This window comes from Klebsiella ornithinolytica (assembly GCF_030505655.1).
Taxonomy (GTDB): domain Bacteria; phylum Pseudomonadota; class Gammaproteobacteria; order Enterobacterales; family Enterobacteriaceae; genus Klebsiella; species Klebsiella ornithinolytica.
Genome location: NZ_CP130153.1, coordinates 3,748,931 through 3,763,938, shown reverse-complemented (window position 1 = coordinate 3,763,938; position 15,008 = coordinate 3,748,931). Strand labels below are relative to the sequence as shown.

The following is a 15,008-nucleotide window of genomic DNA, read 5'->3' as shown; positions in this document are numbered from 1 at the left end:
TCGTGATGTGAGCTGCTGCGTCGGTCAACGCTAATTCCGTCGTTCAAACGCCAGCGCTTTACGCTCCACTAACCGCATCAGCAGCGTCAGCAGACCGTTGACGATGAGATAGACAATACCGGCCGCCCCAAACACCATAACGTCATAGGTACGTCCGTACAGCAGCTGGCCGTGTCCCATGACTTCCATCAACGTAATGGTGTAAGCCAGGGAGGTGCTTTTGAACACCAGCACAACCTCGTTGGAATACGAAGAGAGGGCGCGTTTAAAGGCGTACGGCAGCAGAATCGCCAGCGTGTCTTTCTTGCTCATTCCCAGCGCGCTGCAGGATTGCCACTGGCCGTCAGGAATGGCGCGGATCGCACCATAAAACAGCTGGGTGGTGTAAGCCGCGCTGTTCAGGGACAGGGCTATCATGGCGCACAGCCAGGGTTCAGAAATCAGATGCCACAGTACCGGGTAGTTCTGCAAAGAGGGGAACTGACCCGGGCCATAGTAAATCAGGAAGATCTGTACCAGCAGCGGCGTACCGGTAAATAAGGTGATGTAAGCGCGAACAATCCACACCAGTACCGGCGTTTTCAGCGTCAGGACGATGGTGAAAACCAGCGACAGAATCAGCGCCACGACGATCGACGCCGCGGTCAGCGTCAGGCTGGTATGCAGCCCTTTCAGCAGTTCAGGTAAATAATCGAGCATCAGCCTGGTCTCCGTTCGAAGCGCGTCGCACGTTGGTCAATACGTTTGAGGATGTACTGACTGAGCAGGGTGATGACCAGATAGATCGCCGCCGCGATGATGTACCAGTTAAACGGTTCCTGAGTGCGGGTGGCGATGCTCTTGGTTTGCAGCATCAGATCGTTGACGCTGATTAAACTGACCAGCGCGGTATCTTTCAGCAGAACCAGCCACTGGTTGCCGAGGCCCGGCAGCGCATGACGCCACATTTGCGGCATCACCAGACGGAAGAAGATCGCCCCTTTCGATAGCCCCAGCGCCTGGCCGGACTCCCACTGCCCCTGAGGTACCGCCTTGAGCGCCCCGCGCAGAGTTTGCGAGGCGTAAGCGGCGTAGAGCAGGGACAGCGCGATGGCGCCGCACAGGAACGGACTGACGTCGAAGTTTTCAATCTGCATCTGTACCGGAATCTGCACAAAGCCAAGATTGATCGTAAAACCGTCAGAGAGCGTAAGCAGCAGCTGAGAGGAGCCGAAATAGATAAACAGGACCACCAGAATCTCCGGTAGTCCACGCAGAACCGTGACCACGCCGGTTGCGAACCATGCCAGCGGGCGCCATTTTACTGACTCCAGCACGGCAAACAGCATCGCCAGCACAAGGCCGATGATGAGCGCGCAAACGGCAAGGCCGACGGTCATCCCGGCGGCACTTGCTAAGGGAAAAATTTCATTCATTTAGCGTTACTTCTGAAACCATTTGCTATAGATGGTCTGGTAAGTCCCATCTTTTTTCACTTTTTCCAGCGCAGCATTAAATTTCTGCTGCAGTTCGGTATTGCCCTGACGAAGCGCAATGCCCAGACCGGTACCGAAGTAGTCTTTATCGGTGACTTTATCGCCCACCGCGGCCAGCTTCGGATTGCTCTTCAGCCACTCGGTGACGACGGCATTATCACCAAACACGGCATCAATACGGCCGTTTTGCAGATCCAGCTTCGCATTCTGGTAGCTGTCGTATGGCACGGTGGTGATTTCAGGGTGTTTGTCGTTAATAAATTTCTGGTGCGTGGTCCCGTTCTGGACGCCGACCTTTTTGCCTTTCAGCTGTTCGAGGCTGGTGAATTTACCCTGCTGGCCGACAAACAGCGCCGAGTTTTCGTAGTAAGGCGTCGTGAACAGCACCTGTTTTTCACGCTCAGGCGTGATATCCATCCCGGCCATCACCGCATCGACGCGGCGGAATTTGAGGCTGGGGATCAGGCTGTCGAAGGCCTGGTTGGTAAAGGTGCAGGTAGCATCAATTTCTTTACACAGCGCGTTGGCCAGATCGACATCAAAACCGACAATTTTATTGTTGGCATCAATCGATTCAAACGGAGGGTAGGAGGCCTCAGTGGCGAAACGAATGGTCTGGGCGGCAGTAGCTGACAGGCTCATGCTGGCCAGGATCGCGGCAATCAGTACTTTTTTCATCGTCATTTCCCCGAAAACATCAATGTGAAAGATAGTTTTTAAACGCGTCGGTCTGCGGATGCGTAAAGCAGCTGGCATCCCCTTGTTCAATGATGTGACCATTTTCCATATACACTACGCGGCTTGCCGTTTTACGCGCCACTTCCACTTCGTGGGTGACGATAACCTGCGTAATGCCGGTGCCGGCCAGTTCGCGGATAATGCTGACGATCTGAGCGGTGATTTCCGGATCGAGTGCTGCGGTAGGTTCATCAAACAGCAGGACCTGAGGTTCCATCATCAGCGCCCGCGCAATGGCGACGCGCTGCTGCTGGCCCCCGGAAAGATGCAGCGGATAGCGATCGCTGTAGGGCTTGAGACGAAGACGTTCCAGCAGTTTTTCGGCGCGAGCGAGCGCCATGTCTTTACTTAACCCCAGCACGCGGCAGGGGGCTTCAATCAGGTTTTGCTGCACCGTCAGGTGCGGCCACAGATTATACTGTTGGAAAACCATACCCACGTTCTGGCGCAGCTCACGAATGGCTTTGTCAGAAGGTGCTTTGGTAAAGTCGAAGTGGTTACCGGCGATATGTAATGTCCCGGAACGCGGCATTTCCAGCAGGTTGAGTACGCGAAGCAGCGAGCTTTTCCCGGCGCCACTGGGGCCGAGCAGCACCAGCGTTTCCCCCTGCGGGCAATCCAGCGTGATGTCGAACAGCGCCTGATGCGCGCCGTAGAAGCAGTTAATGCCGTTTAGTTTAATACTCATCTGGGCTGTCTGATACGAATAGCTATTGAGGCCGCAAATACTACCTTTGACAGAATAGTTATGCAATATTTATGCGTTAAAAGTTAAATGTAAACCACATTTACCTCTAAACTTAGCACAAAATATGGGTTCGCGGGGTGGGGAGGCACAAATGTCGGCATAACCTGGAGAAATACCGACATTTTACCGGGGTTATCGTTTAAGTGGCGTGGGTTCCACGCCCTTATCCGCGTTTTTCAAGACTCTGTTGCAGGGAACCGGCCGGGGCATGGGAGTTAATGCCAAGATAACGCACGTCGTCGACGGCCCAGCACTGACCTTCCTGAATCATCAGCACTTCATCCTGCCAGCTTTGACTGCCCTGTTTTAAATCGACGCGCAGAGGAATATTGCGGGCATCGCGGTTTGGGATAGTTGAGGCGCTGGCTACGCTGGCGCTATCGGCCGGGGTCGTCGAGCTGGAGAAGAGGTTCGATTGCAGCAGCGAGCTGCGCGAGGGATCCTGGCGGGCATCGTTTAACAGCCTGGCCAGATCGTCGCTGAGATAAGGTCGCAGGGCCGCCAGGTCGTTGTTCCGATGCTGGATCTGATAATCGTAGAATTTCTGTGCTACCTCATCCGGCCCACCTTCGATGCAGGCCCCGCTGCGGGTGCCATTATCTTTATAGGCGGGCGTGACGGTGGTACAGGCACTCAGCGCGAGCGCGCACGGGATAATAAAAGCAACGAGTTTGTAGCGCATGATGATTTCCTTATAAGCTCACTACGTTATTAGTTTCTGTTCAAGCATAGCGTACTGGTTCCGGAATGCGCTTGACTCTTAGAGCTCAGGCAATACATTTTTTCCCCACGGTCTATTTGTGCCCATGCGTTGTCCGCGATAATGCTATTTCTTATCATCGATGGCACGCTATTTATTCTCGCCAATACAATCTGTTTTTTACGTAAAAGTAAATTTATATATCTGGTTAAATGCTAAATAAGCAGTAGGGATAGTGTTTATATTTAGATTAAAAGAGGCTGTCAGCACAACGGGATTATTCGTGTTAAATAACTTTATAGCAAATGTTAAGGCCCGATTATGGGCGAAGTTTTTACCTCGCTTTGTGGCAAAAAACGACCGGCTGGGGGAACCGTATGACTATTATGCGGTACATTTTGCCGATGCTGGCAGGCAGCGCTATCGGCTGATTGGATTCAATGGTTGCGACGTCCACGTTGAGCGTTTAGCCCTGTCGGCATCTGATGATGTGCAAACGGAAAAGTTACCCGTTTCCCGTATTCTCGGGATGGAAAGCGAAATTGTGCACTATAAAAAATATGGCAAAATCATATCGGAATCTATATTTTATTACGCCATTAACTATTATCTGCATATCGTCGATAGCAAAATTTTTCTTTTAAAAGGGAAGGGGGCTGTTGTTTCCACATTCTTCCGGGAGCGTGAACTCAAAAGTCAGGAACGTATATTTTTATTGCGTTTAATCATGAATGAGTTCGTGAGGCGGCGCCCGTCAGACCCCGCGGCAGGTCTCACTGTGGATGAGGTGATTGAACTTCTCTACGGCAGGCTGTGGTATAAACATATCCGCAATGAGTCATTCCAGTATAAAGTCACGCTGCTGATGGAATCGCTTGCCCTTTCAGGTGAGCTGGCCGAAGAGCGTGGCCGCTATATTGTGCAGGGCAAGGCGATTACCACGCTGGTCGAGTATGAAAAAGAACAGCGCCACGCCCGGCAGCAGGAAAAAATTCAGCGAAATATGGTCCGCCTGATGCTGCTTATTACCGCCGCGACGGTATTGATTACCCTGGCATTACTCGGGCTGGCTGGCGTTATCGATTTACATAAAATATGGCAGGATATTTTGCAGATTAAGCCGGTACGTTTCTTATTCAAGCTGATTTAACGACCGGAGAATATCGCCCGATGCGCAGTTGCCGCGGGCGATATTTTGCGTCAGAACCGGTAGCTGTAGTTCATGCTGGCAAACCACAGGTAGGGATGATCGTAATCACCGGCGACAACAGCCGGTGTTTTCACCTGCCCGGACTGCATATGCAAACAGGAGACCGCGATGCCAATATTGCTGGCTGGCGTTATCTGATATTGCGCGCCGGCGGCAAAGCGCCACTCGTCGCCTGTCGGCATCGACAGAGCAATATCGCTTTGTGAATCATAAACCGTACTGTCGAAGCCCACCCCGGCGTTCAGGCGCCACTGTTCGGTTGGGCGATACTGAACGCCAGACGCGGTGTGCCAGGCGTCTTTCAGGCGATTCTGTTTATCACTTTGCCGCCCTGCGACGGTCACTTGCGGGCTGCCAAACTGGCTCCAGTCCTGCCAGCCGAGGTCACCCATCACCGACCACTGCTTATTGATGTCATGCACAAGGCTAAACATAATTTGTTGAGGGGCGCGTACCTGTGCCGAAATGGGTAGGTCATAGGTGGTATTTTCCGGCCTCGAGAGGCGGGCTTTGCCATCGATTTTAAAGTCGTAGTCGGTCTTACTGTTCCAGGTGATGCCGGCGCGAGTTTGCTCGGTCAACTGCATCAGCAGCCCCAGTCGATAGCTCATCGCCCAATCGTTGTCTTTATCTTTTTGATCGCTGCCTTCGACGTCGCGCGTCAGGCTCAGATAGCCGTAATTCAGGTTGGCGGAGGCGCCGATTGAGAGGCGATCGTTAAGCTTGTATGCCAGGGACGGGCTCAGGGTCATGGCGACCATGGTGCTTTTCTTAATCAGACGATCTCCGGCCCAGTTGCCAAAATCGATGCCTGAGCCGTAATTACCGTATAAACCCAGGCCGGCATAGAGATCATCATCGATTTTTTGCGCATAGAAACCGCTGGCGCCAGGAAACAAATTCATCACGTTTCCCGGACTGCTTCGACCGTTTTCATCGTTTAACTGATAAGAGATATCGCCGCCCATGACCTGCATTCCCCCGGTAAACATGTGATCCGGCAGGCGGGTCATTCCCGCAGGGTTGGTGACGATAGTGGAGGCATCCTGCGCCCGCGCCTCCTGACCGGCTCCCGCCAGACCGACATCTTCCGTACCGATTTCATAAAAATAGAGCGCACTCGCGTGCGAAAAACTGGAACAGACCAACCCAGAGAGGATCAATACGACCTTTTTCATTTGCCACCTGCAATGCTGTAAATTTTAGTCTTGTTTTTATGCCCGATAAGTATCGCCAACCCGCCTGCGGCAGAATGAATTTCTGTTTTTAAATATCATTTCGCTGCATGGTGTCAGAAGAATTTCGCCGGGATTTAAAATATGTAGATCTGAATTTGAGTGTGCTGGCCGTGCGCGGGGCGCTATTTAATAATGATATGTAGGGGCTGTAAATATAAATGCTATCTAAAAATAAACCTTGTCATAAATACAAAAGGGGTAATATCGCCATTTGGCGATATTACCCCTTCAGAAAGAAAGATTAATTATTTTTTCTTATAAATATTGGCAGAAACATGAAGTTTCTTGTCGGTGTTGCCAGAAGACAGAACGACAACATCAGCACCTTTTTCTTCAGCTTTTTTCAGCAGCTCTGCACGCGCATCGCTAGGAGCGGTCTGGCCTGTAGAGGAAATGGTACCCACTTTTTGATACTGGGTCTGCACTTTTGCGAAATCTTCTTTGGACAAAATTTCCGCAGAGAATGCGTTTGCGGTTAAAAACAATGCTGCACCTGCCACTAAAGCTGCATATTTCATATTTTTAATCTCCATTGTTTAACTTGCTATCATCATGCCCTTGTTTTAACTAACCAATGAGCGGCACCAGATTGAATCAAGTGAATTTTTTTTTCAAGCTAAATACTACAAAACTATGATCCTTAACTTGTGAACTCATAAGGAAAAGATGACTCCAGGGTTATGATTTGTGTCGTCATTTTTAAAAAGGGCCGTTAAGACTTTACTTAATCTCATTTTAAACAGTGGTTAGTATAAATTTACCTTATGTATTACTGCGGTGAAATGTGAAAAATGGTACCGGCAGACAGCGTTGAGTTGATGGTTTATCATGAGTCAAGCCGCTATCGACACTGGCGGAAGGTGGTTTATATAAGGATCTGACTGATGGCCCGACTCACCGTAGGTTGGGGGATTGCCTCCCGATGAAACGTTCTGGACTTATCGCGCTCTTACTGCTGCTGGCCGGTTGTAGCGCAGAAAAAGGGATTATTGACTGCGACGGTTACCAGCTCGATACTCGCCATCCGGCGCAGGCAGCCTACCCGAGAGTGAAAGTATTAGTCATTCACTATACCGCCGATGACTTTGACGTCTCCCTGGCGACTCTGACGGACAATCAGGTCAGCTCCCACTACCTGATCCCCCAGCAGCCGCCGCTGTATCAGGGCAAACCGCGGATTTGGCAGCTGGTGCCGGAACAAGATTTGGCCTGGCATGCCGGAATTAGCTTCTGGCGCGGCAGTACGCGTATTAACGATACCTCGATCGGCATTGAACTGGAGAACCGCGGCTGGCAGAAGAGCGCGGGGGTGAAAAGCTTTACACCGTTTAGCCCGGCGCAGATTAATGCGCTGATTCCGTTGGCAAAAGATATTATTGCCCGCTACCACATTGCGCCGCAAAACGTGGTTGCCCACGCCGATATTGCCCCGCAGCGTAAGGACGACCCCGGGCCGTTATTCCCATGGCGGCAGCTGGCTGGGCAAGGTATTGGCGCGTGGCCGGATGCCAGCCGGGTGGCGTTTTATCTCAACGGTCGGCCATCGTATCAACCGGTTGATAGCGCTGAACTGCTGGATACGCTCTCTCGCTATGGCTATCAGGTCACCCCGGAGATGACTCCCGCGCAACAGAAACGGGTCATTATGGCCTTTCAGATGCACTTCCGCCCGGCGCGCTGGGATGGCGTCGCCGATGCTGAAACCCAGGCCATCGCCGATGCGCTGCTGGAAAAGTATGGCCAGGGATAACCTGAGGCTAGCGGTGTAATTTGCCGTGGTCTTTCAGCCAGGCGGCGGTGCGAATAATGCCGTCATCCAGCGTGACCACCGGCTGATAACCCAGCTCTTGCTGAGCGCGGGAGATATCGAGGGTAAAATCAAAGTTCAGCTTGGAGACGCCGTAGTGGGTAAAGGCGGGTTCCCTGGCGGACTTATTGCCAAAATGCTCCATACTGCGGGCGATAATATCCAGCATCGGGTAGGGCACTGAGCGGATCCGGCATTTAATGCCCAGTTCATCAATCAGCTTCTGCACGATGCTGTTCAGCGTACGCGGTTCGCCGTTGGTGATATTCCAGGCGCGGCCGGAGGGCAGATGATCGCACTGTGGCTGGCTGGCGAGCCACATCGCATGTACCGCATTTTCATAATAGGTCATATCAACCAGCGCGCTGCCGCCGCGCGGCAGCAGAACGCTACCGTAGTGCTGCATCATTTGCGCCAGGCGAGGAATAAACACTTTGTCATGGGCGCCGAACAGGCTTTGCGGACGCAGAATGGTAAAGCGGGTATTGGGGTTCGCCTGGGCCAGCAGATGAATGACCTCTTCGCTGGCCGCCTTGCTGCGGGCAAATTCATTGGCGAAACGCTGCGGGCGGAAATCTTCCTGCACATCGCGATGATGGTGATAATCGAAATAGAGCGACGGGGAGGAGATATGAACGAAATTACGCACGCCCCAGGCAACGGCCCACTCTCCGAGACGGCGGGTAGCCCGCACGTTAGCGAGATCAAAAGCCTGCTGTGTACCCCAGGGAGAGGTAAAGCTTGAACAGTGCCACAGGGTATCGATACCGGCGAGCATCACTTTGGCCTGCGAAGAAACCAGTTCGGTTAAATCAGCAGGCACAAACTCGGCGCCCATTTTGCTCAGAAGCTTGCCCATCGCTTCATTACGCCCGGTGGCTCTGACGCTGATGCCTTGATGGCGCAGATATTCCACCGCGTTGCGGCCTAATCCGCTGGTCGCACCGGTAACCAGTACCTTCATATCAACCTACTGTCCCAGAAAAGAATTTCGTGCGCATTTTTCCGTGATTCTCCTCATGATGCAATGAGAATGATGAAAGAATGCCACACATACTGCCTATTTGCCTGTGATTTGTTCGGCCAGCCGGGCAATGCGTCGCGCCATGCCGCGAAAGATAAACAGATGCGCCGGGATCATCAGCAGCCAATAGAACAGCCCGGGCATGCCGTGAGGATGCCACCAGGCGCGGACATCCAGCTCGCGGCGATCGCCTTTATCTCTCAGCGTAAAACTCAGGCGCCCAAGACCCGGCGCTTTCATGCCGAATAATAAGGTTAGCTGCTTTTCCGGTTCGACGATAATGACCTTCCAGCTGTCCACCGTATCCCCGGTCTGTAGGCTGGCGCGATCGGGACGACCTTTCGCCAGCCGGTGGCCGACCAGCAGGTCCATCGCCCCGCGGATCTGCCACAGAATATTGCCAAAGAAGTAACCCTCTTTGCCGCCGATTTGATTGACCACCTGCCACAGCGCCGCCGCGCTGGCATGGGTGCTGACCGTACAACCGGCCTGTTTAGGGTAGTAGCCATACTCCGGCCGCCAGCGGGCAAACGCCTGGGCGTCATAGCCCCAGTCGCTGGAGTTGGCGAGCTGCTCTTCCTCTTTTAGCGTGCGGCGCACCGCTTCATCAAAGGAGATCAGCGTCTGGGGGATCAGCGCTCGCAGGGCGCGATCGTCGGCGATCAGATCGTGTTTTAATCCCTGAATCAATGCCCGGGCGATAGTGGGAGGCACCGACGTAATCACGTTGAGAAACCACACCGAAATCCAGCGGGTGGGAAAGGGGATCGGGATTAACAGGCGATGTTTGCCGCTAACCGCCATAAAGCGAGTGAACTGCTGCTGGTAGCTTAAGACTTCTGGTCCGGCGGCTTCCAGTACGCGATGAACGCGGGTCGGATGGTGAAGGAGTTGCACCAGATAATAGAGCAGGTTTTCCAGAGCGACAGGCGTCGTTCGCGAGCGAACCCAGCGCGGTGGCGTCAGGACCGGCAGGTTGTAGACCATATCGCGCATCACTTCGAAAGCGGCGGAACCGGCGCCGATGATAATTCCCGCCCGCAGTTCGGTGACCGGGACGGCGGATTCCCGCAGAATGTCGGCGGTGATTTGCCTGGCGCGCAGATGATCCGATTGTTCAGCTTCCGGCGCCTGCAGGGAGCTGAGAAAAATCAGCTGCCGGACCGGCGTAGCGCGCAGGGCATCGCGAACGTTGACCGCGACCCGGCGTTCGTGCGCAATAAAATCGCCGCCTTCACCCATCCCGTGCACCAGATAATAAACGGTATCCACCTGCGCCAGCAGGGCGGAAAGCCCCTGCGGCTGGTTAAGATCGAGCGGATGGCAGCTTACGCCCGGGAGATTGAGCTTCTGCAGCCTGTCGACATGGCGTGCCGCCGCCAGCACCGGGTAACCCTGCTCGCTTAATGCCTGCACCAGATGCTGGCCGATATAGCCGCTGGCGCCGAGTACCAGAATTCGTTGCGCCACGCCGCTCTCCTTAGCGTTGCAAAAATGCCTGCCAGTGGCCGACGACGTCCGTAAGCTGCTGGCGGCTGACATCCAGATGGGTCACCAGGCGCACGATCGGCGAGGCATTGATCAGCACGCCGCGCTGCTGCATAAATGCGCCCAGCGCTTCGGCGTGTTCTTCCCCCACGCGGACAAACAACATGTTGGTATCATGTCGGGTCACGTCGGCGCCAATTGCGCTGAGCTGCCCGGCCATCCACGCCGCATTGTCGTGGTCCTCTTTTAACCGTTGGACGTTGTTTTGCAGGGCATAAAGGCCTGCCGCCGCCAGAATACCGGCCTGGCGCATGCCGCCGCCGACCATTTTCCGCCAGCGGGTGGCGCGGCGAATGTACTCGTGGCTACCGACCAGCAGCGAGCCGACCGGCGTGCCCAATCCTTTAGAAAGACAGATAGTAAAAGAATCGCAATACCGGGCGATATCCCGCAGCTCACAATCGTATTCCACGACCGCATTGAAGATACGCGCGCCGTCAACGTGCAGCGCCAGATTGCGCTCGCGGGTAAATTGCCAGGCCTCTTTGAGATAGTCGCGCGGCAGAACCTTACCATTATGGGTGTTTTCAAGGCTCAGCAGGCGAGTTGGGGCAAAGTGGATATCGTCAGGTTTAATCTTCGCGGCAACTTTATCCAGCGGCAGGGTGCCGTCGGCGGCGGCGTCTATCGGCTGCGGCTGAATGCTACCCAGCACTGCCGCTCCGCCCGCTTCATACAGATAGTTATGCGCGCCCTGGCCGACGATATACTCTTCGCCGCGTTGGCAGTGGCTCAGCAGGCCGACCAGATTAGCCTGAGTACCGGTGGGCAGGAACAGCGCGGCTTCTTTACCGGCCAGCTGTGCGGCGTAGCGCTGAAGTTCATTTACCGTCGGGTCGTCACCATACACGTCGTCTCCGACCGGGGCGGCCATCATCGCCTCCAGCATGGCGGGTGATGGGCGGGTTACGGTATCACTGCGTAAATCTATCACGGCATTTCCTTCTGGGTAGCTCATCCCGCAGGCAGTTGCTGGGGCGCGACTTTTCTGACCCCGGCGACAGGCGTGGTGCTGTCGTCGGGGATGTTCGGGCGCGCCGCATCACGGCATCAGGCATGATTTCAGGTATTAACTAAAAGAATGTTTTACCTGAGCCAGTTGGTTTTCGCCAGTTCGATTACCTCATCGCCGCGTCCGCTGATAATGGCACGTAGCATGTACAGACTAAATCCTTTGGCCTGCTCCAGTTTGATCTGCGGCGGAATGGCCAGCTCCTCTTTGGCGACGACAACATCCACCAGTACCGGGCCATCGGTACTAAACGCGGTCTGTAACGCGCTATCGACCTCGCTGGCTTTTTCGACGCGGATCCCGGTGATCCCGCAGGCTTCAGCAATGCGGGCGAAATTCGTGTCGTGCAATTCGGTGCCGTCGGTCAGATAGCCTCCGGCTTTCATTTCCATTGCCACGAAGCCGAGGACGCTATTGTTAAAAATGATAATTTTCACCGGCAGCTTCATCTGCGCCAGCGAAAGGAAGTCGCCCATCAACATGCTGAAACCGCCGTCGCCGCACATCGCCACCACCTGGCGATCCGGCGCTGTCGCCTTGGCGCCAATCGCCTGCGGCATGGCGTTAGCCATCGAACCGTGGTTAAACGACCCGATCAGGCGGCGTCTGCCGTTCATTTTCAGATAGCGGGCGGCCCAGACGGTTGGCGTCCCGACGTCGCAGGTGAAAATCGCGTCGTCGGCGGCAAATTGGCCGATCTGTTGCGCCAGATACTGCGGATGAATGGCTTTGTCGCTTGGTTTCGCCAGATCATCGAGCCCTTTACGCGCTTCGCGGTAGTGCTCAAGGGCTTTATCCAGAAACGCGCGGTCGGTTTTCTCTTCCAGATGCGGCAGCAGCGCAGCGAGCGTGGATTTAATATCGCCGACCAGCGCCATATCGACTTTGCTGTGGGCGCCGATGCTGCCGGGGTTGATATCAATCTGGATAATTTTGGCGTCGGTGGGGTAGAAGGCCCGGTAGGGGAACTGGGTGCCAAGAAGCACCAGGGTATCGGCATTCATCATGGTATGGAAACCCGAGGAGAAGCCAATCAGTCCGGTCATCCCGACATCATAGGGATTATCATACTCAACGTGCTCTTTGCCACGCAGGGCATGGACGACAGGGGCCTTTAATTTGGCGGCAAACTGGACCAGCTCGGCGTGCGCGCCGGCGCAGCCGCTGCCGCACAGCAGGGCGATATTACTGGAGTAGCGCAGGACCTGCGCCAGCTTTTTGATCTCTTCTTCCGGCGGCGTAACCGTCGGCAGCGGCGCAGCGTACCAGTGCGTGCTGGCGTTCTCCGGCGCGGCTTTCAGCGCCACGTCGCCGGGCAGCACCACCACCGATACGCCACGGTTAATCACCGCTTTGCGCATCGCTATTGCCAGCACCTGCGGGATTTGCTCTGGCGTGGAGACCAGCTCGCAATAGTGGCTGCATTCGCGGAACAGCTCCTGCGGATGGGTTTCCTGGAAATAGCCGCTGCCGATTTCACTGGAGGGAATATGGGCGGCGATAGCCACCACCGGAACGTGGTTGCGATGGCAGTCAAAAAGGCCGTTGATCAGATGGAGGTTACCCGGGCCGCACGAACCTGCGCAAACCGCCAGTTCACCGGTTAACTGCGCTTCGGCGCCTGCCGCAAAGGCGGCGACCTCTTCATGTCGGGTGGGCATCCAGGCAATGGTGCCCATCCGGTTCAGGCTATCGCTCAGTCCGTTGAGGGAATCGCCGGTGACGCCCCAAATGCGTTTTACGCCGGCCTGTTCAAGAGTTTTTGCTATGTATGCCGCCACAGTTTGCTTCATGGTTCTCCATCTCCTTTTTGTGATAACGCTTACAAGCTTAGATGAAACTGACCGTTCCGCCCGCCCGTTCCCCTCATTTTCCGCTGGTTTATTGTTCGCAAATCCCGCATATTCTGTCGACACACCAGACGGTAAACAGGAATCATTTCAAATGGTTAAATCGCTGTTAAGTTCTGTTAATAAAATGTTATCGAATGATGATGTCGGCAAACTCTTGTTACGACTTGCGGTGGGTGGGCTGATGCTGTTTCACGGGTTGCATAAGCTTTTTGCCGGCGTGGACGGCATTAGCGGCATGCTGGTGGCCAAAGGATTGCCCGGTTTTATCGCGTATGGCGTGCTGGTGGGGGAGGTGGTTGCGCCTTGTCTGCTGATTCTGGGGATCCTTACCCGCCCGGCGGCGCTGGTGCTGGCGTTTACGATGATCGTGGCGTGGCTGATGGTGGGAATGGGCGAAACCGGGTCGCTGGATAAAACCGGGGCCTGGGCAATTGAGAGCCTGGTCTATTTCTTTACTGGCGCGCTGGCGATTGCCTGTCTTGGGGCGGGGCGTTTCTCGGTGGCGGGAAACTCGGTCTGGCGGTGAAGAACGGCCGGATGGCGCTGCGCTTATCCGGCCTACCGCGACTCTCACAGGCCCGGTCAGCGTTAGCGCCACCGGGCATTTTTGTCGGGGGCTCGGTGTTTACCCGACCTACAAAACGACCGCTGCTCTCGTAGGTCGGGTACCTCTACGATCAGGCGAGAACCAGATCCCCCTGCGGATGGCAGGAGCAGGCCAGTACGTAGCCGTCAGCGATTTCTGCATCGGTCAGCGTCATGGTGCTGCTGACCGTGTAATCGCCGGAAACCACTTTGGTCTTGCAGCAGCCGCATACACCCGCGCGACAGGCGACGGTCACCGGCACCTGGTTGCTTTCCAGCGCCTCCAGCAGCGTAGTACCGACCGGCGCATAAAACGCCTTCGCCGGCTGCAGTTTGGTGAACTTCAGTCCGTCGGTGGCCGCTTGCGCAACCGGCGTAAAGAACTTCTCTTTAAAGAAGCGCGTCACGCCAAGGGCGGTCACTTCCTGCTCCACCCAATCCATATAGGGCGCAGGTCCGCAGGTCATTACCGTACGGGTTGCGAGGTCCGGCACGCTTTTCAGTAACTCCGTGGTCAGACGCCCGGCGACAAAACCGTGAGTGGCGTTATTTTCCGCCACCAGCGTCACCGGGTACTGCCGCCACTCATCGGCGAAAATCACATCCTGAGGCGAGCGAATATTGTAAATCACCTGCACATCGGCCTGCGGACGATATTTTGCCAACCAGCGGCGCATCGACATAATCGGCGTAACGCCGCAGCCGGCGGCCAGCATCAGAAACTTGTCTTCCGCCTTATCTTCACAGGTGAACTCACCCATCGCGTCGGACAGCCAGAGATAATCCCCGCGTTTGAGCTCACGGGTCAGCCACTGTGAGCCGGCTCCCTCGTCAATCCGGCGAACGGTCAGCGTAATATATTCGCTGACCCCCGGCGTCGACGAAAGGGTGTAAGCGCGCAGCGTCTCTGCCGAATTGCGTACGCTTACTAGCGCGTACTGCCCGGCACGGTACGGATAATAGTCGTGGCAGAGCAACGAAATCGTCCAGACATCCGGCGTTTCCTGATGGATGTGATGAACCTGCATCCGCCACGGGCACTGATGGGTTGGCATGGTCATTCTCTTACT

15 protein-coding genes are annotated in these 15,008 nt (G+C 55.0%); 3 read left to right on the top strand and 12 right to left on the bottom strand.

What is annotated here, in order from left to right; genetic code table 11:
- Positions 1-30: 30 nt before the first annotated feature.
- The 5 genes from artM to Q1L34_RS17955 form a co-directional block, all read right to left on the bottom strand.
- Entirely contained in the window at positions 31-699 is a 669-nt protein-coding gene (gene artM / locus Q1L34_RS17975) for an arginine ABC transporter permease ArtM (RefSeq protein WP_004859971.1), read from the bottom strand.
- Positions 699-1,415, bottom strand: coding sequence for an arginine ABC transporter permease ArtQ (gene artQ, locus Q1L34_RS17970; protein ID WP_004859972.1), 717 nt, complete (start codon positions 1,413-1,415; stop codon positions 699-701). The genes artM and artQ overlap by 1 nt, the downstream gene beginning before the upstream one ends.
- Before the next feature lie 6 nt (positions 1,416-1,421).
- Positions 1,422-2,153, bottom strand: a complete 732-nt coding sequence (gene artI / locus Q1L34_RS17965) for an arginine ABC transporter substrate-binding protein ArtI (RefSeq protein ID WP_004859975.1) — start codon at positions 2,151-2,153, stop codon at positions 1,422-1,424.
- Positions 2,154-2,172: 19 nt separating this feature from the next.
- Positions 2,173-2,901 carry an arginine ABC transporter ATP-binding protein ArtP gene (gene artP, locus Q1L34_RS17960; protein ID WP_004859977.1) on the bottom strand — a complete coding sequence of 243 codons (729 nt, stop codon included), beginning with the start codon at positions 2,899-2,901 and terminating at the stop codon, positions 2,173-2,175.
- Between the two features lie 223 nt (positions 2,902-3,124).
- Positions 3,125-3,643: a lipoprotein gene (locus tag Q1L34_RS17955; protein ID WP_004859979.1), complete on the bottom strand. Its 519-nt coding sequence runs from the start codon at positions 3,641-3,643 to the stop codon at positions 3,125-3,127.
- Positions 3,644-3,944: 301 nt separating this feature from the next.
- Here Q1L34_RS17955 and Q1L34_RS17950 point away from each other — a divergent pair, with 301 nt between their 5' ends.
- Positions 3,945-4,811 (top strand): hypothetical protein, encoded by an 867-nt coding sequence (locus Q1L34_RS17950; protein WP_327204225.1) that lies wholly within the window; start codon positions 3,945-3,947, stop codon positions 4,809-4,811.
- Between the two features lie 50 nt (positions 4,812-4,861).
- Here Q1L34_RS17950 and Q1L34_RS17945 read toward each other — a convergent pair whose 3' ends face one another.
- Together Q1L34_RS17945 and yahO are read right to left on the bottom strand one after the other, a co-directional pair.
- Positions 4,862-6,049 (bottom strand): OmpP1/FadL family transporter, encoded by a 1,188-nt coding sequence (locus tag Q1L34_RS17945; protein WP_327204224.1) that lies wholly within the window; start codon positions 6,047-6,049, stop codon positions 4,862-4,864.
- 305 nt (positions 6,050-6,354) lie between these two features.
- Entirely contained in the window at positions 6,355-6,627 is a 273-nt protein-coding gene (gene yahO, locus Q1L34_RS17940; RefSeq protein ID WP_004859987.1) for a DUF1471 family periplasmic protein YahO, read from the bottom strand.
- A gap of 404 nt (positions 6,628-7,031) precedes the next feature.
- Here yahO and Q1L34_RS17935 point away from each other — a divergent pair, with 404 nt between their 5' ends.
- The gene (locus Q1L34_RS17935) at positions 7,032-7,859 is read left to right on the top strand and encodes an N-acetylmuramoyl-L-alanine amidase (RefSeq protein WP_088884087.1); all 828 of its coding nucleotides are present in this window, start codon (positions 7,032-7,034) and stop codon (positions 7,857-7,859) included.
- 7 nt (positions 7,860-7,866) lie between these two features.
- Here Q1L34_RS17935 and Q1L34_RS17930 read toward each other — a convergent pair whose 3' ends face one another.
- From Q1L34_RS17930 to poxB, 4 genes are all read right to left on the bottom strand, one after another.
- A complete protein-coding gene (locus Q1L34_RS17930; protein ID WP_004859991.1) occupies positions 7,867-8,880 on the bottom strand; it encodes a 3-beta-hydroxysteroid dehydrogenase in 1,014 nt (337 codons plus the stop codon).
- Positions 8,881-8,976: 96 nt separating this feature from the next.
- The gene (locus Q1L34_RS17925; RefSeq protein WP_015584809.1) at positions 8,977-10,410 is read right to left on the bottom strand and encodes an SDR family oxidoreductase; all 1,434 of its coding nucleotides are present in this window, start codon (positions 10,408-10,410) and stop codon (positions 8,977-8,979) included.
- A 10-nt stretch (positions 10,411-10,420) separates the two neighbouring features.
- Entirely contained in the window at positions 10,421-11,422 is a 1,002-nt protein-coding gene (ltaE, locus tag Q1L34_RS17920) for a low-specificity L-threonine aldolase (protein WP_015584808.1), read from the bottom strand.
- Positions 11,423-11,574: 152 nt separating this feature from the next.
- Positions 11,575-13,293, bottom strand: a complete 1,719-nt coding sequence (poxB, locus tag Q1L34_RS17915) for a ubiquinone-dependent pyruvate dehydrogenase (protein WP_004859997.1) — start codon at positions 13,291-13,293, stop codon at positions 11,575-11,577.
- Positions 13,294-13,444: 151 nt separating this feature from the next.
- Between poxB and Q1L34_RS17910 the strand changes: the two genes are divergently transcribed.
- The gene (locus Q1L34_RS17910) at positions 13,445-13,879 is read left to right on the top strand and encodes a DoxX family protein (RefSeq protein ID WP_327204223.1); all 435 of its coding nucleotides are present in this window, start codon (positions 13,445-13,447) and stop codon (positions 13,877-13,879) included.
- 151 nt (positions 13,880-14,030) lie between these two features.
- Here the strand turns inward: Q1L34_RS17910 and hcr are convergent, their stop codons facing one another.
- The gene (gene hcr, locus Q1L34_RS17905) at positions 14,031-14,999 is read right to left on the bottom strand and encodes an NADH oxidoreductase (RefSeq protein WP_004860001.1); all 969 of its coding nucleotides are present in this window, start codon (positions 14,997-14,999) and stop codon (positions 14,031-14,033) included.
- Positions 15,000-15,008: the final 9 nt, after the last annotated feature.

Coding starts and splice junctions, on each gene's coding strand:
- artM (WP_004859971.1), bottom strand. CDS start 699: ATGCTCGATTATTTACCTGAACTGCTGAAAGGGCTGCATACCAGCCTG.
- artQ (WP_004859972.1), bottom strand. CDS start 1,415: ATGAATGAAATTTTTCCCTTAGCAAGTGCCGCCGGGATGACCGTCGGC.
- artI (WP_004859975.1), bottom strand. CDS start 2,153: ATGAAAAAAGTACTGATTGCCGCGATCCTGGCCAGCATGAGCCTGTCA.
- artP (WP_004859977.1), bottom strand. CDS start 2,901: ATGAGTATTAAACTAAACGGCATTAACTGCTTCTACGGCGCGCATCAG.
- Q1L34_RS17955 (WP_004859979.1), bottom strand. CDS start 3,643: ATGCGCTACAAACTCGTTGCTTTTATTATCCCGTGCGCGCTCGCGCTG.
- Q1L34_RS17945 (WP_327204224.1), bottom strand. CDS start 6,049: ATGAAAAAGGTCGTATTGATCCTCTCTGGGTTGGTCTGTTCCAGTTTT.
- yahO (WP_004859987.1), bottom strand. CDS start 6,627: ATGAAATATGCAGCTTTAGTGGCAGGTGCAGCATTGTTTTTAACCGCA.
- Q1L34_RS17935 (WP_088884087.1), top strand. CDS start 7,032: ATGAAACGTTCTGGACTTATCGCGCTCTTACTGCTGCTGGCCGGTTGT.
- Q1L34_RS17930 (WP_004859991.1), bottom strand. CDS start 8,880: ATGAAGGTACTGGTTACCGGTGCGACCAGCGGATTAGGCCGCAACGCG.
- poxB (WP_004859997.1), bottom strand. CDS start 13,293: ATGAAGCAAACTGTGGCGGCATACATAGCAAAAACTCTTGAACAGGCC.
- Q1L34_RS17910 (WP_327204223.1), top strand. CDS start 13,445: ATGGTTAAATCGCTGTTAAGTTCTGTTAATAAAATGTTATCGAATGAT.
- hcr (WP_004860001.1), bottom strand. CDS start 14,999: ATGACCATGCCAACCCATCAGTGCCCGTGGCGGATGCAGGTTCATCAC.